The sequence below is a fragment of the Brenneria salicis ATCC 15712 = DSM 30166 genome, from assembly GCF_003315515.1.
GTDB lineage: Bacteria > Pseudomonadota > Gammaproteobacteria > Enterobacterales > Enterobacteriaceae > Brenneria > Brenneria salicis.
Window position 1 is genome coordinate 1 of sequence record NZ_QNRY01000042.1, and the last position, 24,581, is coordinate 24,581.

The following is a 24,581-nucleotide window of genomic DNA, read 5'->3' on the forward strand; positions in this document are numbered from 1 at the left end:
TTTTATGGATGGTTTTCTGCATCCGACGTCGTTCGGTACGGGGTATTGGTGCTATGATCGGCATCGCTCAGTCCGGTTGGTGATTTGTGATTTTTAGCGATTGATCAGATCGCTCAACTCGGACTGAGTTCCCTCAAAGTGATCTACTATTTGGAACAGCTATTTAGCGTGAACCACCCTTTTCCCCTGGTTACCCGGCACGCGAGAGACGCCGGGTAACTAACACCGCCAACGCCCGCTGTCATCCCGTCTTCTCTATAGCATAAAAAAATATAATCAAATCCATTTGCTTATTTGTCATATCCATCGTTCCTTCGTATCTATATACCCAGCATTTTTAAATCTACCTGAATGTAAAAAAGTGGGGTGAAGGGTGAACTTTCAGCAACTGAAGATTATTCGTGAATCTGCACGCTGCAATTACAACCTGACCGAAGTTGCGAATACGCTGTTTACTTCTCAATCCGGCGTGAGTCGGCATATTCGTGAATTGGAAGAGGAACTGGGGATTGAAATATTTATCCGTCGCGGGAAACGGCTGCTGGGCATGACGGAACCCGGCAAAGAACTGCTGGTGGTTGCGGAAAGGATCCTGAACGATGCCAGTAATATCCGCCGTCTGGCCAATGTCTTTTCCAATAATGAAATCGGTCAACTGGTGATTGCCACCACCCATACTCAGGCGCGCTATAGTCTGCCGCTGGTGATCAAAGAATTTCGCGTCCTGTATCCACAGGTGCGTCTGGTATTGAATCAGGGTACGCCTGATGACATCGTGGCAATGCTGTACTCAGGTGAAGCCGATATCGGCATTGCCAGTGAGCGCTTAATAAATGACGCCGCGCTGACCACATTTCCCTATTACCGTTGGCACCATTCGGTTATCGTGCCGGAAAATCATCCGCTGACAAAAGAGCCGCTGTTGACGCTGGAGAAGCTCAACACGATGCCGCTGATCACCTATCGTCAGGGGATTACCGGACGCTCTCGTTTGGATGAGGCATTTCAGGCTGCCGGTATGTCGCCGGATATTACCCTGAGCGCACAGGATTCCGATGTGATTAAAACCTATGTCGAGTTGGGGCTTGGGGTTGGAATTGTTGCGCATCACGCTTACGATCCCATGCGTGACAAAGGATTGGTCAGATTGAATGCGGAGCATTTATTTGCAGCAAATATGGTATGGTTGGGGCTGAAAAAATATCAGTTACAGCGTAACTATACCTTGAAATTCATCCAGCTATGTAACCGCGAACTCGGGCTGTCCGACATTAAAGAGCGGGTTTTCGCGGAGAATGACGACACAGTTATCGACTACCAGATTTAAGCATAATTATAATTTATCACCGCCATCATCCTCTTGAACTCACGGTAAGGAATAGTGGCATTCCTCTGAATAACAATAAATCGCTGAATCAACAGCCATGATAACCGCTGCCCGGGCAGCGTTAGGGGCAGCGGTTATCTCAGGAAATAAAACATAGATGTGTCCGCCGACGGCATCATTGAGCAGGGATAGCGGGCAGACCGGCGTTAACGTTGCATTCCCCAACGTTTTACCGTGATTTTTTCGATGCTGGAAAAGATTAGTCCTTCGACCAGCAAGCCAATAATAATGACCGAGGCTAAACCGGCGAAAACGCGATCGGTATACAGTTCGTTGCGATTCTGGAAGATGTACCAACCCAGTCCGCCATTACCACTGGAAGCGCCGAAAACCAGTTCGGCGGCGATTAATGTACGCCACGCGAATGCCCAACCGATTTTCAAGCCCGATAAAATGGAAGGAAGGGCCGCCGGGATCAGGATGTAGGCTACATACCGCCGACCGTTTAAGCCATAATTTCGACCTGTCATGCGCAGCGTTTCAGAAACACTGAGGAAACCGGAATAGGTGTTGAGCGCCATCGGCCACATCACGGAATGAATAAGCACAAAAACCAGACTCTTCTCTCCCAACCCGAACCACAACAGTGCCAGCGGTAGTAAGGCAATAGCTGGCAAAGGGTTAAACATGGACGTTAACGTCGCCAGCAGATCACGCCCGATGCGGCTCGATACCGCCAGGGCGCTTAATCCCAGCGCCAGCAGGCTGCCTACCGCATAGCCTTTCAACAAGGTGCTGAGCGAAACCAGAACTTTCCCCGGTAATGAGCCATTGGCTACATCCTCATGCAGGGCATCGAAGGTTTGCAGAAAGCCAGGAAACATCAATGCGTTGTTCTGCCAGCGCGCCGCCAGTTCCCACAGGATAATTAATCCGAGTAGGATCGTAATCTTACGCAACCAGGCCTGATTCCATAACCGCGTGGTGAGCGGCAAAGGCAACGCCAGCGTAAGGTTTTTAAGCGGAGTAAGTTCACGCTGATACTCTGGTCGGGGGGCTGGATGCTCATAATATTTACCTTGATGCGATGTGGCTGGAGAAGGCGTCATGCCTTCAGTGGGAAACAGCAGATGATGAATACGCTGGGCGGTGGCTTGAAAAGCTTCGCTGCCCTGATCCGTCATTGCGAACTGATGGCAGTTGATTTCTGCCCGCACGCGTCCAGGATGGGGGGAAAGCAGCAGCATGCGGCTACCGACAATCAACGCCTCTTCGATGCAGTGCGTCACAAACAGCAGGGTGAAGCGAACCTCTTCCCACAAGATAAGCAATTCCTCCTGCATTTTGCGGCGGGTCAGCGCATCCAACGCGGCGAACGGCTCATCCATCAATAAGACTTTCGGCTGCATCGCCAATGCCCTGGCAATTGCAACGCGTTGCTTCATTCCGCCGGACAACGTGTGGGGATAGGCATCCGCAAATTTAGTCAGGCCGACTTTATCCAAAAAATACAGCGCGGTTTCACGCGCTTCGGCGCGTGTTGCTTTTGGCTGGCGACCAGTGGAAACAACGTGTTTTCCAACACGGTCTTCCACGGCGGAAGTTGGTCGAACTCCTGAAAAACCATCATTCGGTCCGGCCCCGATTGGGTAACGCATTCGCCATCCAGCCTGATCTCGCCTTCAACCGCGGGTAAAAATCCGCCGATGGATTTTAACAGGCTCGATTTGCCGCAGCCTGATGGCCCCAGCAGCACAAAGCGATCGGCAGGGAAAACGTCGAAACTGACATCATGGGTGGCGCGAACCTGACTGCGGCGGGTTCGGTATTCCAACCCGACGCCGTTGATTTGTAACAGGGGTTTTTGAAGCTTATCGTTATGCTCGTGGCTCATAAATCCTCCAGTGCGTGATTGACTGTGCCGATCTTTAACATGACACGGCGAACGCGGTGGTTCAGCTACCCGGTTGATCGTGAATTTCATTAAAGAAGTAGTCTTTCCAGGAGTCAGCCTTGTTTTTCAACACGCCAAGTTGTGTAGTTTCTCGGCATAAACATAGGTGCGCTGTGGCGTGATGGTGAAATCGATTTCCGGGTCTTCAATGATTTTTTTCACCAGCGCCGGATCGAGTCGTGATTTTTCCACCCGGATATAGGTTTCGGCAGCCGCGGCTTTATCAGCTTTGATAATCTGGGCGGCTTCGGCAAGCGCATCATAGAATGCCCGGTAGGTTTTCGGATTCTCATCATGAAATTTCTCGGTGGTGTACAACACGTTGAACGTTGCCGGTCCGCCCAACACATCATAAGAACTGAGGATCTTGTGGATGTTTGCGTGCTCCAGCGCCTGATACTGAAATGGCGGGCTGGAAAAATGCGTGTTGATTTCCGAACCGCCCGCTATTAGCGCTGCGCTGGCATCGGGATGGGGCAGGCTGACCGTGATTTTGTCAAAGCGCCTGAAGTTATCCGCGCCGTACCGTTTCGCGCTTTCAATCTGCAACGTGCGCGACTGGAAACCGACACCGGCGGCGGGGGTGGCGATACGATCTTTATCGCTCAAATCATCAATAGTCTTGACTGCCGGATTATTGCTGAGCAGATAATTCGGCATCGAACCCAGCGAGGCGATGGCTTTGACGTTCTGCTTGCCACGGGTGCGGTCCCATACGGTCAGCATCGGCGGCACGCCTGCGGAGGCCACATCCAGCGCACCGGACAGCAAGGCTTCATTGATCGCGGTCGCGCCTGACAAGGTTCGCCAGTCGACCTTGATATCAAGCCCTTGTTGTTTGCCGTGCTTTTCGATCAGGTTTTGATCGCGCACGACATCCAGTATCAGATAACCAATGCCAAATTGTTGAGCTATGCTGATTTTCCCCTCCGCATTCACGGCAACAGACGAAAATGTTAATCCAATCAATACCGCAGCACGCGTTAACTGACGGAGTTTTTTATTTTTAAATGCATTATTCATTTTTTCTCTCGATTCTTTATTAAAGCGTTAATATTCGTTTTATTTTAATCATGCAATCATTATCCGATATGAATTATGAATAGCCTTAAATGAGCAAGCTCAATGAATCCTATTTTTTATATGGGGTATTGATAAAGTCTTTTTGGACTAACTTAGAAGAATTGTTTTTTATCGATGAAATCTGTACTCAAACGCGTTATTTGTGCTTTAGCAGATTATTTGCTATCGATAGTTATATTTCTCAGTTATGGATAAAATTCCCCGAGTTGTAGTAAGGGCCAATTTGTTTAATCAGTGTTCAGAGACAATTATGCCCGTATTTAGTCATCATTATTTACGCGATTATTTGTGCGCCAGATTAGTTGATATTGATGTCGATGTCACGGTGGCGGGTATCGTGGCGGATAATCTGGTGGAGTCGAGTCTTAAAGGCCATGATTCACATGGTGTGAGTATGTTGCCGCGCTATATTGCGGCAATTCAGGAGGGGGGATTATCGCCCCATGCCAATGCGGAAAAGCGGTTGGATTTTGGCCCGCTGATCTCCTTTGACGGTCAGCATGGGTTTGGTCAGGTGGTGGCACAGCAGGCGTTGGTTCAAGGGATCGAACGCGCCCGGTCACAAGGCGTGGCGGTGGTCAGCCTGGCGGATGCCCATCATCTGGGGCGTATTGGCGCCTGGGCGGAACAGGCTGCCGAGGCCGGACTGGTTTCACTGCATTTTGCCAATGTCTATACCAAACCGGTGGTGTTGCCGTGGCAAGGGCAGCGCCCGCGTTTTGGCACCAACCCTTTCTGCGTGGGGGTGCCGGTTGCCGGCGACGCGCCCGTCATTCTGGATTTTGCCACCAGTGTGATTGCCGGTAATAAGGCGCGCATCGCCTGGAATGAGGGAAAACCACTGGAACCGGGATGTATTGTCGATAATGCGGGAAATCCCGCGATTGATCCGCGTTGGTTAATGGAAGAACCGCTGGGAGCCTTATTGCCTTTTGGACAACATAAAGGGGCGGAGTTATCGCTGATTTGTTCTTTATTGGGGGCGGCGTTAACCGGCGGAAAAACAGAACGTACAGCAAAAGGTGAAGGAAAACAGATTATTAATAGTATGTTGTCTATTTTAATTGATCCACAACGATTAGGCGGAGCGGAAACCTATCAGCTGGAAATTCCGGCTTTATTAGCCTGGGTACGCCAGTCACGGGATGATGATGAATTATTATTACCGGGCGATCGGGAAAAGCAAGAGTATCGTCAACGATTGGCGAACGGTATTTTTGTTGATGATGTTAGCTGGCGACAATTATCTTGTTTAAATAAGCAGTTTGCTTAATTACTTCATTAATTCTCTCGTTAATTTCTTTAAATTAATTTGATTTATCTTTTTTATACCTGTGAGGAAGTGCCGCGTCATCTCACTCTGTTATCGCCATTCAAGGAGAAAGCTATGCATCTTGCCCGTTTCCCCCGTTTGTCTTTGGGACATTTCCCTACGCCTTTGGAAGCGTTGCCTAATCTTTCAGCCTATTTAGGCGGGCCGACGCTTTACATCAAACGTGATGATGCCACGGGGTTGGCGACCGGCGGCAATAAAACGCGCAAACTGGAATTTCTGTTGGCTGATGCGCAGCAACAGGGAGCCGATATTATTATTACCCAGGGCGCCACCCAGTCCAACCATGTGCGGCAAACTATTGCGGCGGCTGCGAAGCTGGGCCTTAAAACTAAGGTGTTTCTCGAAAAGCGCGTGACCGACTATGGCGATGATTATCTGCGCTCCGGCAATATTTTGCTGGATAATCTGCTAGGCGGCGAAATTGTTGATCATCTGCCTGCTGGTGCGGATATGCAGCGGGCGATGCAGGAACTGGCTGATTCTCTGCGCAAAGAGGGATTCAGACCTTATGTGATCCCCGGCGGGGGTTCCAGTCCCGTTGGTGCGTTGGGGTATGTGGCCTGTGCGGAAGAATTGCTGTTTCAATCCAGCCAGCAGCGCTTGCGTATTGATCACATTGTGCATGCTACGGGCAGTACCGGCACCCAGGCCGGACTAGTCACCGGATTGACCGCCACCCATAGTCAGATCCCTTTGCTGGGGATTAGCGTTAGAGCGCCGAAAGAAGAGCAGGAAGAGAATGTATACGCGCTGGCGCAGCAAACCTGGCAATTACTGGGGATACCGGGCGCGATCCCGCGTGATGTCGTAAACGTCAATAGCGATTATGTCGGTGAAGGGTATGGCATTCCGACAGAAGGTACGCTGGAAGCGTTGACGTTATTAGCGAGATTGGACGGTATTCTGCTCGATCCGGTCTATTCAGGCAAAGGAATGGCGGGACTTATCGACCTGATTCGTCAGGGCTATTTTCGCCCTGATGAGAATATCGTCTTTATTCATACCGGTGGTTCAGCCGGATTGTTTGGCTACCGTCAACTTTTTGAGCAGACATTACCCAGATGAATATTCAGCCAGATAACGCGCCGTTGATCGGTGTGCTGGGGGGAATGGGGCCGCTGGCGACAGTCGATCTGTTGCAGAAAATTATCGAAGAAACGCCTGCCCGCCGCGATCAGGATCATGTCCCGGTGGTGGTGTGGAATGTGCCGCAAATCCCGGATCGTCAGCAGGCGCTGGCAGGGAAAGGCGAGTCGCCATTACATCTGTTATTGACAGCGGTCCGCCAACTTAACCGATTGCCTGTCAGTCATATCGTGATCCCCTGTAATACCGCGCATCATTGGTTTGATGCGCTGGCCACCGAAAGTGATGTGCCGTTGATTCATATCGCTGATGCGACGCTGGAATCGATCGTTCATTTAACTCGTGGGCCGCCACCGTCATGGCCGAAAATCGGCTTGATTGCAACGCAGGGGACGCTCAACGCAGGTTGGTATCAGCGGCGGTTTGCTGAAAAAAGCGTGATCACGTTGGAACCGAGTGAACAGGAAATGACAACGTTTTTTGTTCCGGGCTGCTATGCCGTGAAACGTGGCGAGTTACCGCAAGGAGGCGCGTTGCTTGAGCAACTGGCTCAACGGCTTATCGACCGCGGCGCTGACAGGCTGGTGTTGGCTTGTACGGAAGTCCCCCCGGCGTTGTCTGCGGTGAAGTCGAGCTGGTTGGATATCAGCATTGATCCGACACGGGCATTAGCTCAGGCTTGTGTAAATATCTGGCTTGCGCACCGCGAAGCAAGGTTATAAAAATTAGGCACAATAAAAAAAACCGTTCGGTTGCCCGAACGGTTTTATCATGAAGCGCTTCAGTGTTACAGGAAACCGTACATTGCAGCAAGTATCCAACCGAAGACACAGGATGTAATCACCCCGATTAGGCCTGGCAGAATAAAGCTGTGGTTGATAACGAAACGACCAATTTTTGTCGTACCTGAACGGTCGAACTGAATGGCAGCCAGATCGCTTGGGTAGGTTGGCAGAATGTAATAACCATAGCAGGCCGGGGCCGATGCAACGATATAAGCCGGGTTAACGCCGATAGCCAATGCGACCGGTACGATTGCCGCCAGCGCCGCAGCCTGCGAGTTAACGAACTTGGATACCAACAGCAGAATAACCGCGTAGGCCCAGGGGTACTCTTTGACCAGGGTTCCCAGCGTCGATTTGATCTCTTCCAAATGCGCGCCAAACATGGTTTCCGCCATCCATGCAATACCATAAACGGCGACGATGGCAATCATCCCGGAGCGGAAGACCTCATTCTTGGAGATGGAAGATGGGTTGGTCTTGGTCACCATGATGATCAGCGCGCCGGAGAACAGCATAAACATCTGGATAACCAGCACCATCGACAGCGGTTTGCCGGAGAAGGACGGACGTAATTCATCCACCGCGCCGAGAATGGCGACCGCGGCGATTGTCGCCAGGAAGATCCACATTGCCACCCAGTTGCTGCGCGGCAGTTTTTTATCCAGCAGTGTAGCGGTGTCGCCATAGACGTAATGTCTGTTTTCAGGATCGGCGATGAAGTTCTGGAAATCCTGATCCTTGTCCAGATCCTTGCCCCTGAACCAACTGAAAATCCCGATTGCCAGGATCCCGAACAGTGTGGAAGGTATGGTGATGGACAGCAGATCAAGGAAGTCCAGGTGTTTACCGTTGAAGGTAAAGTTGGCCAGCATCGCCACCAGTGACACCACGGCAACCGATACCGGGCTGGCGATAACCCCCATTTGCGCGCCGATGGAACTGGCCGCCATCGGTCTTTCAGGACGGATATTATTTTTGATGGCGACATCATAAATAATCGGCAGAATGGTATACACCACGTGGCCGGTGCCGCACAGGATGGTCAGGATACAGGTAACAAACGGCGCAATAATTGATACATATTTCGGATTACGGCGCAGCAGTCGTTCTGCGATTTGCAACATCACATCCAGACCACCTGAAGCCTGGAGCGTCGCGGATGCGGCTACCACGGCGATGATGACCAGCATAACGTCGACTGGTGGTCTGCCTGGTTGAAGTTTAAAGACGAATACCAGAATGACGAGTCCGATACCGCCTAATAACCCCAGAGCGATCCCTCCTTTTCTCGCACCGTAGAAAAGGCAGATCAGTACAATAGCTAACTGAATGATAAAATCCATAGATACCCCATTGCTCAAAATGACGAGTTAATTAATTAAGTTGGCTTACCGTCGTCGCGGGTACTATATGGATTGTTTGTTATTAATTTTCTTGATCTAAGTCTATTAATTTTTAGGTTTCTTTTTTTTACTTGAAATAAAGGGAGTAGGTCGCAATAATTATTATCATTTGATTTATTTAGTTATTTAATTGTAAAATTAGTTATTTAATATAAATTAAATTTAATGGGTTAATAACTGAGTTAATGGATGTGTGAGATATTATTCATACATTGAATTGTTGTGTTATTTTTGTTGAAGGTTGGTTTTTTATTTGGGTTGGTTAGGTTTTATTTATGAGCTCTTTAAGCTGATTTTATGGATTGAAATTTACTTTACAATGTTTTTACGGTTTTATTATTATGTTTTTAAAGGGTATTTTTAATTAATTGTAGAGTTGAATCCCTTTTGTTATCGAATGTCAATAATTGCTGGGTTCAGGTGGTCAGGGGCAATGATAGTGATCGATTTTTACCGTGCTTTTTTGTCTTAAATCGCCGTTTTTCTCTATTTTTTATTTTTAATTCTGACATTTTTATTATATGGTTTTATAGTGTTGTAAGTTATTAAAATAATATTCCTATAAAATTTTTTAGAATATATTTTATCGCCAATCTATTTAAAAGTGCAGACGGACGACAAGTTTCTCGCCGTAGTCCGTGATAGCTTGCCGTGCTTCCAGACGGATAAACCACAATGCGTCCGCATCATTTTCGCCAACGGCAACAAACGGAATATTCTCTTTGACTACACTTATCTTTGCAGGCTTATTAATTAAATTGTGAGGAAAGGCTATGGCTATGACCAAGCAGGATCCGAAAGACGTGACTATCAGCGAAGGGCTTGCCAAAGTGCATGAAGCCGCTGATCAACTAACCGATGAGGAGATTGAAGAACTGGCCGAAGAAGCGCGGCAGGCGGTAATACAAACGCAAAATGAGTCACGAAAAAAACCATAAAACCAGAGGCATGCTGGCGTTAATGCTGAAAAGTGGCAGATATCTTGCAGGCATATAGTTGGCAGGAGTTTGGTCTATCTGAAAACACCAGTGATTTTCTGTTGATAAGGAAAGCGTTATGCATGACAAATTGCTCATTGAGGGGAAGCTGGTTGCGGGCCAGGGCGTGGCGCTGGCGGTGTTTAATCCGGCCAATGGCGAAGAGATTGCTTCGATCGCGCAGGCGGATCTGCACCAGGTTGATGCAGCGGTAAAAGCGGCAGATGCGGCATTTGCTCAGTGGGGACAAACCACGCCCAAAACGCGTTCTGTTTTATTGCTGCAAATTGCCGACGCCATCGAAGCGCATGCCGAGGCGTTTGCCCGTCTTGAATCGCTCAATTGTGGTAAGCCTTATTATGCGGCGCTGAATGATGAGATCCCGGCGGTGGCGGATGTATTTCGTTTTTTTTCCGGTGCTGCGCGCTGTCTGAGCGGTTCGGCGGCAGGTGAATATCTGGAAGGGCATACCTCGATGATTCGGCGTGATCCGGTCGGCGTTGTGGCATCGATTGCGCCGTGGAATTATCCGCTGATGATGGCGGCGTGGAAACTGGCGCCTGCGCTGGCGGCAGGTAACTGCGTGGTGTTAAAACCCGCGGAACAGACGCCGCTGACTACTTTTTATTTAGCACACCTGCTGGCTGATATTCTGCCTGCCGGGGTGGTGAATATTCTATACGGGCGTGGAGCGGATATCGGTGATGCCCTGACCGGGCACGAACTGGTACGAATGGTATCGTTGACCGGCTCGATTGCCACCGGCGCGCATATTCTTTCCCATACCGCGTCCAGCGTGAAACGCACCCATATGGAACTGGGGGGCAAGGCGCCGGTAATTGTGTTTGATGATGCGGATATCGATCAGGTGGTCGATGGCATTCGCAGCTTTGGTTTCTATAATGCCGGACAGGATTGCACCGCCGCTTGCCGTCTGTATGTGCAGCGGGCTATTTATGACGATGTGGTTGATGCCCTGGGTAAAGCGGCGGCTACCCTGAATATGGGCGACCCGCAGGATGTAACCACCGAGCTTGGCCCATTGATCACCGAACAGCAGTTGGAAAGAGTGGCGGGATTTGTCGAGCGCGCCAAAGCACTGCCGCACATAACGGTGGTGACGGGCGGAGAACGTGTCAAAGGCGCGGGATATTACTTCCAGCCGACGGTGCTGGCGGGGACGCGTCAGGAAGATGAGATCGTACAGAGAGAGGTGTTCGGCCCGGTGATTTCCATTACGCCTTTCGACGATGAGGCGCAGGTGGTCGGTTGGGCCAATGCGTCTCATTATGGGTTGGCCTCGTCCGTATGGACGCGGGATATAGGCCGCGCTCATCGGCTTGCGGCGAGCTTGCAATATGGCTGCACCTGGGTCAACACCCACTTTATGCTGGTCAATGAAATGCCGCATGGCGGGCAGAAGTTGTCTGGTTACGGGAAAGATATGTCGATGTACGGGCTGGAGGATTACACGATTGTGCGGCACATTATGATCCGACATTAAGTGAAAATTAGCGCCTATATCATTTCCCTTTTATATCTGCTTAGGAAATTCATGGAATAAGGAAGTTTTCTCATCTCAAAAGCCACAGGACAAGGCGCGCCTTGTCCTGTGCGCCATCGACATTGCATGAAAATCGCTTTCGTCTGGCGCGAAAATAGCACTGAAATCAGCTTTATGGTTAGTGAAAAGCGCTTTGAAAACCAACCGCACCAGCATGAGGCAATGCGAGCGAAAAAAGTGCATTGCTCTCTTACCTTGTTCTCTCTATTCCGCCTTAATCGGCACTAACAGATTTTAATATCGACAGTAACCTATTATTTTAATTTTTATCCTGGTTTCATTGGTTATGTCAGATTTTAATATTTAATTGGTTTTTTTAGCAGTTGACTGGCCTGTTATGTGCATTAATTAAACTGATATCGCGTGATATCAGTTAACAAGGAGTTCATTTTGTCCAGACTATACGCACACCTCAACCCGCTAGAGTGTTCTCAGCTGGCACTGGATTGGATTAGTCGTGACACATTAACCCACGATGAAACCGCCGCATTAAATCAGGAAGTCTTGCGTTGTTTTCGTGAATACGTCAATCCGGGTTTTCTGGAGTACAGAAAATCCGTCACCACCGGAGGCGATTACGGCGCAGTCGAATGGCGCGCAAGTGGCCCGAATACCTTAGTCGATACCCTGGGAAATGAATATCTCGATTGCCTCGGCGGTTACGGTATATTCAACGTTGGACATCGCAACCCTAAAGTGATTGCGGCGGTAGAGCAGCAACTTGCCAAACAACCGCTTCACAGTCAGGAATTGCTCGACCCGTTACGCGGTCTGTTGGCGAAAACGCTGGCGGCATTAACGCCGGGCGATCTGAAATACAGTTTCTTCAGCAATAGCGGGACGGAATCGGTCGAGGCGGCGTTGAAGCTGGCCAAGGCTTATCAATCGCCGCGTGGCAAATATACCTTTATTGCCGCAACCGAAGCGTTTCACGGTAAGTCATTAGGGGCGTTGTCCGCTACGGCCAAGCCTGAGTTTCGTCGTCCTTTTATGCCGTTGTTGCCAGGTTTTCACCATGTTCCGTTTGGCGATATCAACGCCATGCGTCAGCAGATTCATCAATGCCGGAAGACCGGTGATGATGTGGCCGCCATTATCCTCGAACCCATTCAGGGGGAAGGCGGCGTGATAGTGCCGCCGGATAATTACTTGCCTGCGGTCAGAGCGTTGTGCGATGAGATTGGGGCATTGCTGATTCTGGACGAAGTGCAAACCGGAATGGGGCGCACCGGCAAAATGTTCGCCTGTGAGCACGCCGGGGTTCAGCCTGATATCCTGTGTCTTGCCAAGGCATTGGGCGGCGGCGTGATGCCGATTGGCGCGACGGTGGCAACCGAGAAAGTTTTTTCCGTGCTGTTTGAAAACCCATTCCTGCACACCACGACATTTGGCGGCAACCCGTTGGCTTGCGCCGCGGCGCTGGCGACCATTAATGTGTTGCTGAGCGAAAAACTGCCGGATCAGGCTGCGTCACAAGGCGAGTTTTTATTAACCGGACTAAAACAGCTTGCCGCTAACTACCCTGAGTTGATTGTCGAGGTGCGTGGCGTTGGTTTATTGCAGGCTATCGAGTTCAGTAAAAACGAGATCGGTTATGCGTTTGCGAAAGAACTTTTCCAACGTAATGTGCTGGTCGCGGGGACACTGAATAATGCGAAATCAGTCAGAATCGAACCGCCGCTCACCATCACCAGAGCGCAATGCGCCCGTGTGTTGAAGGAAGCCGGTGAGGTGCTAAAAAAGCTCTGCGGCATCATGTCTGACGAAAAGAAAATGAAGGAATATGCGTTAGAGTGAAACGTATGCGACAGATACGCAGCTTAAGATTGCTGCCCGCGCGAAAGCCAGTCAGATAACACACTGACTGGCTTTTTTACTGGCCTCGGCGGGCGGGATATCCGCCATATTGACGCTATCGGAAATGTTTGGTTATTCCACATCGCTGCGATCAATGTCGGAAGGGGGATGACGCGAGGATAAATAAATCATTCTCTTGCTATTAATTTGCTCCCGTGGCATTTGAATTTATTGTCATCCTTCCCCGCAGTCTTTTTAATATCTTCTATAATCAGAATGCTTTTGAAAATAACGATTGTGAAGAGTGATGCATCTCGTCTTATCCCCTTATTTTTCCAATTGCAGGCCGCTAAATTTTTCGCGCTGTTTGGTTCCTGAGTCATTTGATTATTTTGGCGTGTTGTTGATTGCCGTGGCCGGTGTTTGAAATTTATCGGGTAGAGACCGATAGGTCATTCTTTAAACAAAAGGAAATGATGAATGAAATTAACAAAAAAACGCGTCGAGCCGATGAAAATACAGGACATTACCATTATTGATGATACCAGGCTGAAAAAAGCGATCACCGCGGCGGCGCTTGGCAATGCGATGGAATGGTTCGATTTTGGTGTGTATGGATTTGTGGCTTATGCGCTCGGTCAGGTATTTTTCCCTGGCGCCGATCCCGGTGTGCAAATGATTGCAGCGTTGGCTACCTTTTCGGTTCCCTTTCTGGTCAGACCGATCGGCGGGATATTTTTTGGCGCGATGGGCGATAAATATGGCCGTCAGAAAGTGCTTTCAATCACCATTATTATTATGGCGGTGAGTACGTTTTGTATCGGTCTTATTCCGTCTTATGCCTCTATTGGCATCTGGGCGCCGATATTATTGTTATTGGCGAAACTGGCGCAGGGCTTTTCTGTCGGCGGAGAATATACCGGTGCCGCCGTCTTTGTGGCGGAGTACTCGCCGGACAGAAAACGCGGCTTTTTAGGCAGTTGGCTTGATTTCGGTTCGATAGCCGGTTTCGTCATGGGCGCCGGGGTGGTGGTATTGATTTCCTCGATCGTCGGAGAGGCGGATTTCCTGGATTGGGGATGGCGTATACCTTTCTTTATCGCCGGGCCATTAGGGTTGATTGGTATTTATCTGCGTCATGCGCTGGAAGAAACGCCGACATTTCAGCAACATGTGGATAAAATCGATAAAGAATCAAAAGATAGTCTTCAGTCAGCACCGAGAATTTCTTTCCGTGAAATTGCCACCACACAGTGGCGGAGCCTGCTGGTTTGCGTCGGGATAGTGATTACCACTAACGTCACTTATTACATGTTATTGACCTATATGCCGAGTTATCTTTCGCATAGCCTGAATTATTCCGAAGACCACGGCGTCATGATTATTATTGCAGTCATGATTGGTATGCTGTTTGTACAGCCGGTAATGGGATTGATGAGCGACAGATATGGGCGTAGACCGTTTATTATCTGCGGCAGTATTGGCCTTTTACTGTTGTCGGTGCCTTGTTTCATGTTGATCAACAGCGATGTGGTCGGGCTTATTTTTTGTGGCCTGTTAATTCTGGCGGTATTACTGAACGCGTTTACCGGCGTGATGGCCTCGACCTTACCCGCGATGTTCCCGACCCATATTCGTTATAGCGCGTTGGCGACCGCTTTTAATATCTCCGTACTGATTGCCGGGTTTACGCCCACCATCGCGGCATGGCTGGTGGAGTCAACCAAAAATCTTTATATGCCGGCTTATTATTTAATGGTTATTGGCATTATTGGCATCACCACTGGTATCTCGATGCGGGAAACTGCGAACCGGCCATTAAAAGGCGCTACGCCTGCGGCGTCTGATCGGGCCGAAGCCAAAGAACTGTTGCAGGAGCAGTTCGATAATATTGAACAGAAAATAGAAGATATTGATGAGCAGATTGCGCAACTGGAGCAGAAAAGAAAAGCGCTTATCGATCAGCATCCCAGAATAAATTAAACCCATGATCACTGGTTCCCGGTTTTGCCATTAATCGCTCCCCCTTGCCAGGGGGAGCGTATTGATTAACGGAATGGCGGCTCGTTGAATGTGCGTAATTTGCGCGAGTGCAATTGGTCGGCTTCCGCACGCAGCAAATCAATCGTGCAAATACCGATTTGCAGATGTTCTGAAATCGCCCCTTCATAGAAACGGTTGGCCTGACCGGGCAATTTAATCTCACCATGCAACGGCTTATCGGAAACGCACAGCAGCGTGCCATACGGGACCCGGAAACGATAGCCCTGGGCGGCGATGGTGGCGCTTTCCATATCCACCGCCACCGCGCGGCTGAGGTTAAAACGCAAGGCGGAAGCGGCATAGCGCAACTCCCAGTTACGGTCATCGGTTGTCACCACCGTGCCGGTGCGCAACCGCTGTTTGACCTGTTCGCCCGGCATACCACTCACCATTTTGGTGGCGTCATACAGCGCGCGTTGAACCTCGGCGATGCTGGGGATGGGAATATCAGGCGGCAGCACGGCGTCTAGTACGTGGTCGTCACGCAGATAAGCGTGCGCCAATACATAATCGCCAATCGACTGACTTTCCCGCAGACCGCCACAATGCCCAATCATCAACCAGGCATGAGGACGCAGCACCGCGAGGTGATCGCAAATGGTTTTAGCATTGGAGGGGCCGACGCCGATATTCACTAGCGTGATGCCCTTGCCGTGACGGGAGATCAGATGGTAGGCGGGCATCTGATGATTTTTCCAGGCCAGATCGGACACCGTCTGTTCAGGGTTTGACGTCGGTGCGGTGATGTAGATGCCGCCAGCGCAGGACAATGCTTCATACGGGCTGTCCGGGTCGGCAATCTGACCACAGGCCCAGCGGACAAACTCATCCACATAGCGCGTGTAGTTGGTGAAAAGGATGAAGGGCTGAACATGTTCTGTCGGCGTGCCGGTATAGTGACGCAGGCGCGCCAGCGAGAAATCGGTTCTCAGGGCGTCGAAGTGCGATAGCGGCGAGGTGGTGGTGGTGGCATGAAACAGGCCATCAGCCGTCTCATCCCCGATTTTCGACAGTTCGGTGGTCGGAAAATAGTTGGCGATACCGGCGCTCATCGAGCGGTCGAGTATCAGGTCGGAGCCATCCAGTACATAAGGAAACGGGATCTCCTGCTGCGAGGGCCGCACTTCAATGTGGGTGGCGTAGTCGCTTGCCAGCAGGGTTAACTGTTCGGTCAAATACTGGCGGAAGAACTGCGGGCGGGTAATGGTCGTTGAGTAGCAGCCGGCATGGGTGAAGCGGCCATAGGCGCGGTGCCGTGGATGCGTAGTGGCGCCGCCGTCCCATTTAACGCGCAGTTCGGGGTAAGCGAACAAGCCTGCTGCGCGGGCTTGCTCATCGGGCAATTTGCCGTCACGGATGAACTCCCCAATGGCATCGCGCAGGGAAGAAACCGCCTGGTCGTACAACGCTTCCAGTTTATCAAGTGCCTGTGTTACGGTGAGGCTTCCTCCGGGGCCGCTGTTATGCATATTCTTTCCTGCGTACATTTATTCTCTCGTGGCGTCGCCGTAAACCCATTGATTTGGTTACCCGGCAGACTAACCGAAGATCGGGGTAAATGCTCAATAAAAGAGAAGTATAGGAAATGTATAAATGAAGTGTGTCCGTCCATCTGGCTTTCCCCGTTACCGCTGCGTAGTAGAAGACGCGAACGGACGACAAATCAGCGTCATTGCCAGCGCGCTGCACAATGGCACCGCCGCCAGCAGCAGCCAGGGGATTGCGGCCTGCGGAGAGGGCGTCAGCGCGCGATCCAGCTGTCCGCCCAGCAGAAAATTGCCGACCAGCACCGCCAACCCGCCCATTGACGCCAACGCGCCGTAATGCGCGCCCAGATTGTGGTTGTTGGCGAAGCGGGGAATGAGATCCATGCCGACGGGAACAATCAACATCTGTCCCAACGTTAGCAACGTGATCAGCGACACGGCAGGCAACAGGCGCTGCCAGCCATCCGGCGGGGCAACCTGCGCGAACAGGGCCACGCTGCCGAAAGCTGACGCCAGCAGCGTAAATCCTAACGGTAACATGCGGGTGGCACCATGACGGCGGGCAAAGCGCGCCAGCGGCAATTGCAGACAAATCACCAGAATGGACGCCAGTACAAACAGCGGGCCGAGATCATGTTCATTACCTCCGGCACGGCGCAGTTCGACAGGCAGGGCCAGATAGAGTTGGTTGTAGCTGAATAAATAGGCGCTGTAGGCGATGATAAACGCCACAAAGCGCCGCTGCCGGAGCTGCCGGAATGTCTGCCACCAGGGAGCAATCTGTAGCGCGGAAGCTGATTGACGGGAGGTGGCGGGCAGATTGAAGAACAGGATGAATAGCGCCAGCAGAAACACGCCGGCCCCCGCCAGCGCGACCTGCTGAAAACCATATCCGGCCAGCAGCGAACCCAGCAACGGCCCAAGTACCGCACCCAACTCGCCGCAAATGGCGAACAGGGCGAACCATTCCGAGCGGCTGCGTTTGCCTTCTTTCTCACTCTGTGTGCCGGCTTGCGCCATCAGCGCTTCAATGGCGGGCGAAAACAGCGCGCCGCCGACACCGGTCAGACAGGCGCCGAGAATAATCGGCCACAGGGAACCGCCCAACGCCAGCAGCAGATAGCCGATGATGCGCACCACGCAGCCGCATAAAATCAGGCTGCGTGCGCCAAAGCGATCCGCCAGCGCGCCGCCGAGCAAAAACATGCCTTGTTGCGAAAAGGTGCGCAGACCGATGACCAGACCGATCGCCCAACCGGACAGCAACATATCGTCACGCAGGAAGATAGCCAGAAAAGGAACCACGGCGTAAAAGCCGATATTGAAAACCAACTGACTGCCAAGCAATAACGGCGGATAGAGGGGGGCCGAATGTTCGAGGGTCTGGTCTGACATAAAAAGTTATCCGTTAACCTATGGGGCTCAGTTACGCATTTAACCGTTATGAACTAATAAATGGTCGAGAATAGCCTGCGCCGTTTTAATATCGGTCACCAGCGCATTGATCATGCCTGATTTGGCCGCGCCAATAATCCCGGCCGCTTTTTCCGGGGCGGCGGCAACGCCAATGCTCAGCGGCGTCCGGCGAAGTTGTGCGGGCGTCGCCGCGATCATGCAGTCTTCGCCTGCCCAGTGCAGGATTTTACCTGATTCAGTGAAATAATGACGTATGACATCACCCGCCGCCTGACTCAATGCCCGCTCATCAGGCGTGGCGGTGGTGGTTTCCGACGGACTGGGCGCGTGCGTCAGACCAACCCCCACGATGGCGACATCCAGCTTATCCCACAGAGAAGCGATCTGCTGGACGCTGGGATCGCACAGGAATGCCTCGCGCAACTCGGTGGACGAGATGTAGGGCGCGTGGAGAAAATAGGGCGTTCCTCCCATCTGCTCCGCGGCCTGGCGAACAAATTCATTAATCTGAAAATGCGCGGCGGCCTGCTGCATTCCCCCATTCAGCGCCACGGTGAGCACGCCGGGCAAACGCGGCATGCCTGCCAGCGTCACTTCTCTGACCGCACGGCCCCAGCCAATACCGATAATCGCGCCCGCAGAAAGATTGGCCTGCTGTAATAAACCGGCAAGCGGGGTCGCCAGTGCGCCCAATACATTAGTCGGCGGGGATTCCACGACGGCGGCGGTTTTCAACCCCAGATGTTGGATCAGGTCAGCGGTGATCTCCTCCGGAGAGGTTAATTCAATGACTTCAATACGTACAATCCCTGCCGCACGCGCCTTATTCAGCAGGCGCGAAATGGTGGCGGTGGAGACACCCAGTTTTTTAGCGATATCAACCTGAGCCATATCTGACTGGTAATGCAACTTTGCCACCATATGCATCATTGCGCGCGTCGTCGCAATATCGGGTAAAAGATTTTCTTTCAGCTTGAAATTCCTTTCTGCAATGTATTACACTCAATTCGTCAATTGGAGAATTATTGCGCAACAACCATCAAATTGCAATCGGTACGCTTGGTGAAAAACCCAGACAGGACAGGATGTTGAGGGTGATTACACCGGGTATTGCTACGCTTTCCCACTCGACGAAAATCCATACCAAGGAGAATTCAATGTCACACATGTCCACATCCGAACGTCGTGGTTATCAGCAAATCTGTGGCAGCAACGGCGCCATGTTGGTTATTGCCTGCGATCAACGCGGCGCAATGCGTAGTTTGCTCTCTTCCAACCCCGATCAACAAGCTAATATCACCGAACGCCAACTGGGAGAAATCAAAGCGGATATTACCCGCTATCTCGCCAGCCAGGGTTCCTGCGTATTGGTTGATCCGGTCTGTGCGGTGCCGGAATTGGTGGATGACGGCGTCATTGCGCGCGATACCGCGTTATTGATTGGGCTGGACGCTTCTGGTTGGGATACCACGGAAGCGGGTTATCGTCATTCCCGGCTGGTGGACGGAATCAATGCGCGGCGCGTGCGTGAACTTGGCGGCAATGGCGGTAAAATCATGGTGTATTTACGTGCCGACCATGAGCAAGCCAATACACACAATATTGCGAAGTTGCGTCAGTGCATTGCAGACTTTGCCCGTGAAGATCTGCTGCTGGTGGTCGAGTTCCTGACTTATCAGCTTGAAGGTGAAACGGAAGAGGAATACAAGAATAAAATCCCGTCGCTGATCTACGAAGGGACGAAAATCGCGCTGGCGTGTGGGGCGAAGGTGCTCAAAATCCCTTATCCGGGATCGGCGCAGGCATGCGCGGCGATCACTAAACTTGTCGGTGATGTGCCGTGGGCGGTACTCTCTGCCGGGGTCGATCATGGTACGTTTTTAAAGCAGGTGGCGGATGCGATGCAAAACGGGGCATCAGGCGTTATCGCGGGCCGCGCGTTGTGGAAAGATTGTATTTCGCTCGATCGCGCCGTCACCCGTGAAAAGCTGCAAACGCTGGCGGTGCCGCGTCTCAAGGAAATTCAGGCGGTGATTGGCCAATATTTTCAAGGTGCTCAGCCGGGTGAGCACAACATAAAGGAGCAGATGGATCATGCCTGAACACGCTGTCGCACTGGCCGGGAAACGCGTCGTACTGGTTAACGGCATTCCGGCGTCAGGGAAAAGCCGCGTCGCCACGGCGCTGGCAGTCGCCACGGGCTGGCCTATCCTGTCACTGGATGATATTAAAAATCCTTTTTTGCAGCATCTGGACGGGGTAGACCGCCCATTTAACCGCTTGCTCGGAATCGCAAGTTATCAGGCCATCTGGTCTGTCGTGGCCAGTGCGCCGCCGGGAAATACCTTTATCATTGACGCCTGGTTTGGTTTTCAGTCGAGAGAACGTCTTACGGCTTATCTGGCGGACTCCGGGGTGACACGGCTTGCCGAAGTATGGTGTCAGATCGCTGGAGAACTGGCGGCAGCACGTTATGAGGCGCGTCTGGCATATCGCCTGGCCGGGCATCCCGGTGCCGAATATCTTCCTGAACTGATCGAACTGGCGAAGGTGGCGCAACCAATGGAATTGGGACCGCTACTGATTGTTGACCAGGCGAGTCCGCTTGAAATGGGGGAAATAACCAATTGGGCGCAGACGGTGTTATCTGAAAAACCGACATAATAAAATGTATCTAAAAAATGGAATTATCTGAAACAGTCATCAGGGATCACATAAACCGATTAATTTTAATAATCAGCTTTGCTCTTTTTATTAGATTAATCCTTAATAATGTTTTTATAAAAATGGATTAGAACCAAATAATTAAACCTGGTCGTGTTTTAAGGCTATCCAGAAAGTATATACTCTAAAAAATTCGGGTAACTGAGTGCAGAAGACGCATCGGTAACTTGAAGGATGACGAATATATTAAATTAACCCATTTATTCTGCATAGGATGATTATGTTAACTGACTGGATTAATGAAAATAACCTTCAGCTATTTACCCGCGTTAATGACTGGCGACAGGCGGTTGCATTAGCCGTTCAGCCAATGATTGAGAGTGGGGCGGTTGAATCACGTTATCTTGATGCTATTTATGCGATGCATGAGGAAATCGGTCCTTATTATGTATTGGCGGAAGGCATCGCCATGCCTCACTCCCGACCTGAAGATGGGGTAATTAAAACCGCGCTTTCATTGATGATTATTACAGAAGGCGTAAGTTTCGGCAGTCCTGACAATGATCCGGTCTATATCGTGTTTGCGCTGGCCGCCATTGACAGCCATTCACATATTGAAATGATCGCCAGTCTTGCAAAACTATTTTGTGAGGATGATATGATTAATCAGTTAAAAAAAACCACTGATAAACATAAGGTTCTTGAAATTATTCGCCAATTTTGAAGAGTGAGACGCAATGAAAAGAATAATCATGATTGCCAACCGGCGGCGGGCATCGCCTGACAACGGGTTACCAAGAATAATCGGGAAGAGCCGCAGCAGGTGGTCGTGGCACTAAATCTGAATATGATCAACTTATGATCAACGAAGGAAATACTGATGAAAAAATTATCGATTCTTGCGGTATGCGGGGCCGGGCTAGGCAGTAGCTTTGCCTGTGAGATGAGTATTGAGTCAGCCCTGAAAGATCTGGGTGTTGAAGCGGAATTGTCGCATTGTGATATATCCAGCGCGACATCTTCCCGCGCCGATATTATTTTTACCGGCGAAAATTTCCGATCACAATTTCAACATTATACAATTGATGCCACCATTATTTATCTGCGGCGGTTGGTAGATAAAAACGAAATAAAAATAAAGCTTGAGCCAGTATTGAAAGAAAAAGGTTATATTATTTAATTTTTCTGAATTTACCCGATTACTGTGAAATAGAACAGGGGGATTGTTATGTCTTTCCTTAATTTTATTGTCTATGACGTACTTGGTCAGGCCTCTATATTAGTGTCATTAATCGCTATGATTGGCTTGATTGCACTGAAAAAAAGTCCAGGAAAGGTTGTTACGGGCACGTTGAAAACGTTATTAGGTTTTTTGGTTTTGCTCGCCGGGGCCAATATTATTGTAGCAACGCTGACATTCCTGGGTGAAATTTTTCAGCAAGGGTTTAACATGCGCGGCATCGTTACCGATGTGGGGGCGATTGCCGGTATTGCGCAAAAAACGCTGGGCAGAGAAACCGCGTTAATTATGGTGATCGCCTTTGTGGTAAATATCGTTATTGCCCGTTTTACGTCTTTTAAATATATCTTTTTAACCGGTCAGGCGTCGTTGTGGATGGCGACGGTGTGTTCGGTGATCGGTTATATGGGGGGGGTGCGTGGCACGGAATTAATTCTTCTTGGCGGCGTGATAGCCGGTCTGATGGCAGTGCTAATGCCCGCGATGGCGCAACCCATCGTCCGCAAGATTACCGGTAGCGATGATATCGCGCTGGGACACTTTTGTACCATCGGCTATATCGTGCAGGCCAGCGTTGCCAGGGTTACCGGCGATGCCAGTAAAAGCACGGAAGATCTGGAATTGCCGCAGGCGTTCTCCTTTCTGCAAGATACCTATCTGTCGATGATGGTGGTCATGATCCCCATCTACCTCATTCCAGCGGTGGCTGCCGGGCCGGATGTGGTGGCCGCCTACTCGAATGGCGTCAACTATCTGGTGTATGCCTTTATCCAGTCGATCCAGTTTGTAGTTGGCGTGTATGTATTGCTGGCCGGGGTGCGGCTACTGCTGGCGGAGATTGTTCCGGCGTTCCGCGGCATTGCCCTGCGCATTGTGCCGAATGCGGTGCCGGCGCTTGACTGTCCGGTGCTGTTTCCCTATGCGCCGAATGCCGTGATTATCGGATTTATCGCCACCACCGTGGGTGCGGTGATTGGCATGTTTCTGTTCCCGGCGGTCGGGCTGGCAATGATATTGCCGGGTATGCTGACGAACTTCTTTGCCGGCGGGACGGCAGGCATCTTCGCCAATGCGGTTGGCGGGCGGCGCGGGGCTATCATCGGCGGGGTTTTCCACGGTTTGTTTATTACGTTGCTGCCCGCGCTATTGTTGCCGCTGCTGGGTCAGTTCGGTTTGGAGAACGTCACCTTCAGTGATTCAGATGTGATTGGCGTCGGGCTGGTGTTTGGCTACCTTCTCAATTTCTTCAACTAACACCAAGGGGACTGCATGAGTACGGCAATAGACGACATTCTGCAACAGGGCCTGCCTGCTCAGGCCTGTTCTAAGGCATTGAATGAACTTGGTAAAACGTTTTTTGAACAACATGATGTGGAGAATGCCATTCGTTGTTGGGAAAAGAGCATGGAATGCTACGGCAAGCCCGGCTTTGCTCAAGCACAGTTAATGAAAGCCTATAATCTCCGCCGCCGTGCATGTGTTCAGGCTGGCGATAGCGACGGCGCCGAGCTCTATGCGCAAAAAATTGACGACTTGATGCAGCAAAGCAAGGATGCGATTCGCTATGGTTTCTGATGGAAATAAATACTAGGATGTACTTTAGTATGCGTGGTCTGCCCAGCCATGAATTTATCCGATGGCTGGGTTTTTCGCGGCCTGGCCGGTTGTCTGGCCCGACGGTAGTCGATACGGCTGGATCGCTGGATGTAGGAATATGCGAGGATTTAGCGTGGCAAATTTACTGTGGGATCATGCGGTTCACTATGTGAATAATCTGGATGAGGCGATAACGGCATTTAGCGATCGCCAACTGGTGGCTTTTCACGGCGGTTCTCATCCAGGATGGGGAACCCATAACGCACTGAGTTATTTCGGCCTGACCTATATTGAATTTCTCGGCATCCGTGATGCCGATGAGCTTGCGGCGGCGCGGGAAAGGTTTTCCCTGACGCAGGATGCGCAGACCTTTTTGCCACAGCAGCAAATATTGCATCGGATTGTACTACGCAGTGACGACATTGATGCCAGCTATGCGGCGCTTAAGCAGCACGAGCTTGCCCTTTCTCCCATCATTACGGGCAAACGCCATGATACGCAAGGCAATCTCATTGAATGGCGCATATTCACTATTGTCGGTGATTATCAAGGGGTGGTTTATCTCTTATCGTTCAGTGGGGTAATGCCGATGCCGAGCGTTTGCAGTTACTCCGGCAGCGCGGTCTTGATCAGCCGCATCCTGCGGGCCGCGTGACGGTTCAGTCGGCGTTATTCAACGTCAAACAGCCTCAACAGGTCGCCGAACATTGGCGGCAGATATTTAATTTATCGAACAGCGAACAACCATCCCATTTGCTGATTGGCGACCAACGATTTATTTTCCAGTATGGAAAAGAAAATCGTTTGGTATCAATTCAGTTAC

Annotated in this window: 20 protein-coding genes and 2 pseudogenes; 15 read left to right on the plus strand and 7 right to left on the minus strand. The window is 50.8% G+C overall.

The genetic code is table 11. The features are described 5' to 3' along the window. The first annotated feature begins 373 nt into the window (after positions 1–373). The gene (gene cbl / locus DES54_RS14865; protein WP_113868697.1) at positions 374–1,327 is read left to right on the plus strand and encodes an HTH-type transcriptional regulator Cbl; all 954 of its coding nucleotides are present in this window, start codon (positions 374–376) and stop codon (positions 1,325–1,327) included. Between the two features lie 206 nt (positions 1,328–1,533). Here the strand turns inward: cbl and DES54_RS14870 are convergent, their stop codons facing one another. The 3 genes and pseudogenes from DES54_RS14870 to DES54_RS14875 form a co-directional block, all read right to left on the minus strand. Continuing rightward, entirely contained in the window at positions 1,534–2,436 is a 903-nt protein-coding gene (locus DES54_RS14870; protein WP_113868741.1) for an ABC transporter permease, read from the minus strand. Between the two features lie 321 nt (positions 2,437–2,757). Continuing rightward, positions 2,758–3,311, minus strand: a pseudogene (locus DES54_RS19390) (ATP-binding cassette domain-containing protein); the annotation flags it as partial. Continuing rightward, positions 3,283–4,304 (minus strand): annotated as a pseudogene (locus DES54_RS14875) (ABC transporter substrate-binding protein). The pseudogenes DES54_RS14875 and DES54_RS19390, both read right to left, overlap by 29 nt. A 310-nt stretch (positions 4,305–4,614) precedes the next feature. Here DES54_RS14875 and DES54_RS14880 point away from each other — a divergent pair. From DES54_RS14880 to cuyB, 3 genes are all read left to right on the plus strand, one after another. Then, positions 4,615–5,637: a malate/lactate/ureidoglycolate dehydrogenase gene (locus DES54_RS14880; RefSeq protein WP_113868699.1), complete on the plus strand. Its 1,023-nt coding sequence runs from the start codon at positions 4,615–4,617 to the stop codon at positions 5,635–5,637. A 114-nt stretch (positions 5,638–5,751) separates the two neighbouring features. Next, positions 5,752–6,765: a D-cysteate sulfo-lyase gene (cuyA, locus tag DES54_RS14885; protein WP_113868701.1), complete on the plus strand. Its 1,014-nt coding sequence runs from the start codon at positions 5,752–5,754 to the stop codon at positions 6,763–6,765. Next, complete coding sequence (gene cuyB, locus DES54_RS14890; RefSeq protein WP_113868703.1) at positions 6,762–7,508, plus strand: cysteate racemase; 747 nt, start codon at positions 6,762–6,764, stop codon at positions 7,506–7,508. The genes cuyA and cuyB overlap by 4 nt, the downstream gene beginning before the upstream one ends. A gap of 65 nt (positions 7,509–7,573) precedes the next feature. Here the strand turns inward: cuyB and DES54_RS14895 are convergent, their stop codons facing one another. Further along, a complete protein-coding gene (locus tag DES54_RS14895; protein WP_113868706.1) occupies positions 7,574–8,914 on the minus strand; it encodes an anaerobic C4-dicarboxylate transporter in 1,341 nt (446 codons plus the stop codon). Between the two features lie 833 nt (positions 8,915–9,747). Between DES54_RS14895 and DES54_RS18610 the strand changes: the two genes are divergently transcribed. From DES54_RS18610 to proP, 4 genes are all read left to right on the plus strand, one after another. Further along, positions 9,748–9,912, plus strand: a complete 165-nt coding sequence (locus DES54_RS18610) for a hypothetical protein (protein WP_169050397.1) — start codon at positions 9,748–9,750, stop codon at positions 9,910–9,912. Positions 9,913–10,030: 118 nt separating this feature from the next. After that, on the plus strand, positions 10,031–11,455 hold the full coding sequence (gene patD, locus DES54_RS14905; protein WP_113868710.1) for an aminobutyraldehyde dehydrogenase: 1,425 nt from the start codon (positions 10,031–10,033) through the stop codon (positions 11,453–11,455). 450 nt (positions 11,456–11,905) lie between these two features. Next, the gene (ygjG, locus tag DES54_RS14910) at positions 11,906–13,312 is read left to right on the plus strand and encodes a putrescine aminotransferase (RefSeq protein ID WP_205680228.1); all 1,407 of its coding nucleotides are present in this window, start codon (positions 11,906–11,908) and stop codon (positions 13,310–13,312) included. A 480-nt stretch (positions 13,313–13,792) separates the two neighbouring features. Further along, the gene (proP, locus tag DES54_RS14920) at positions 13,793–15,295 is read left to right on the plus strand and encodes a glycine betaine/L-proline transporter ProP (RefSeq protein WP_113868716.1); all 1,503 of its coding nucleotides are present in this window, start codon (positions 13,793–13,795) and stop codon (positions 15,293–15,295) included. A 65-nt stretch (positions 15,296–15,360) separates the two neighbouring features. Here the strand turns inward: proP and DES54_RS14925 are convergent, their stop codons facing one another. From DES54_RS14925 to DES54_RS14935, 3 genes are all read right to left on the minus strand, one after another. Continuing rightward, a complete protein-coding gene (locus tag DES54_RS14925; protein ID WP_113868718.1) occupies positions 15,361–16,824 on the minus strand; it encodes an AMP nucleosidase in 1,464 nt (487 codons plus the stop codon). Positions 16,825–16,980: 156 nt separating this feature from the next. After that, positions 16,981–18,237, minus strand: coding sequence for an MDR family MFS transporter (locus tag DES54_RS14930; RefSeq protein ID WP_113868720.1), 1,257 nt, complete (start codon positions 18,235–18,237; stop codon positions 16,981–16,983). A 39-nt stretch (positions 18,238–18,276) separates the two neighbouring features. Beyond that, positions 18,277–19,179 (minus strand): sugar-binding transcriptional regulator, encoded by a 903-nt coding sequence (locus tag DES54_RS14935; RefSeq protein WP_113868743.1) that lies wholly within the window; start codon positions 19,177–19,179, stop codon positions 18,277–18,279. Between the two features lie 236 nt (positions 19,180–19,415). On the opposite strand from DES54_RS14935, the gene DES54_RS14940 reads away from it, so the two are divergent. From DES54_RS14940 to DES54_RS14970, 7 genes are all read left to right on the plus strand, one after another. After that, positions 19,416–20,360: a tagatose-bisphosphate aldolase gene (locus DES54_RS14940; RefSeq protein WP_113868723.1), complete on the plus strand. Its 945-nt coding sequence runs from the start codon at positions 19,416–19,418 to the stop codon at positions 20,358–20,360. After that, positions 20,353–20,922 carry a P-loop nucleotide/nucleoside kinase family protein gene (locus tag DES54_RS14945; RefSeq protein WP_113868725.1) on the plus strand — a complete coding sequence of 190 codons (570 nt, stop codon included), beginning with the start codon at positions 20,353–20,355 and terminating at the stop codon, positions 20,920–20,922. Before DES54_RS14940 ends, DES54_RS14945 begins: the two co-directional genes overlap by 8 nt. A gap of 280 nt (positions 20,923–21,202) precedes the next feature. After that, entirely contained in the window at positions 21,203–21,646 is a 444-nt protein-coding gene (locus tag DES54_RS14950; protein ID WP_113868727.1) for a PTS sugar transporter subunit IIA, read from the plus strand. Between the two features lie 156 nt (positions 21,647–21,802). Then, positions 21,803–22,102: a PTS sugar transporter subunit IIB gene (locus DES54_RS14955; protein WP_113868729.1), complete on the plus strand. Its 300-nt coding sequence runs from the start codon at positions 21,803–21,805 to the stop codon at positions 22,100–22,102. Between the two features lie 48 nt (positions 22,103–22,150). Beyond that, positions 22,151–23,416 (plus strand): PTS sugar transporter subunit IIC, encoded by a 1,266-nt coding sequence (locus DES54_RS14960; RefSeq protein WP_113868731.1) that lies wholly within the window; start codon positions 22,151–22,153, stop codon positions 23,414–23,416. Between the two features lie 15 nt (positions 23,417–23,431). Further along, entirely contained in the window at positions 23,432–23,737 is a 306-nt protein-coding gene (locus DES54_RS14965; RefSeq protein WP_113868733.1) for a hypothetical protein, read from the plus strand. A gap of 154 nt (positions 23,738–23,891) precedes the next feature. Continuing rightward, positions 23,892–24,413: a VOC family protein gene (locus tag DES54_RS14970; protein ID WP_240635025.1), complete on the plus strand. Its 522-nt coding sequence runs from the start codon at positions 23,892–23,894 to the stop codon at positions 24,411–24,413. Positions 24,414–24,581 lie beyond the last annotated feature (168 nt).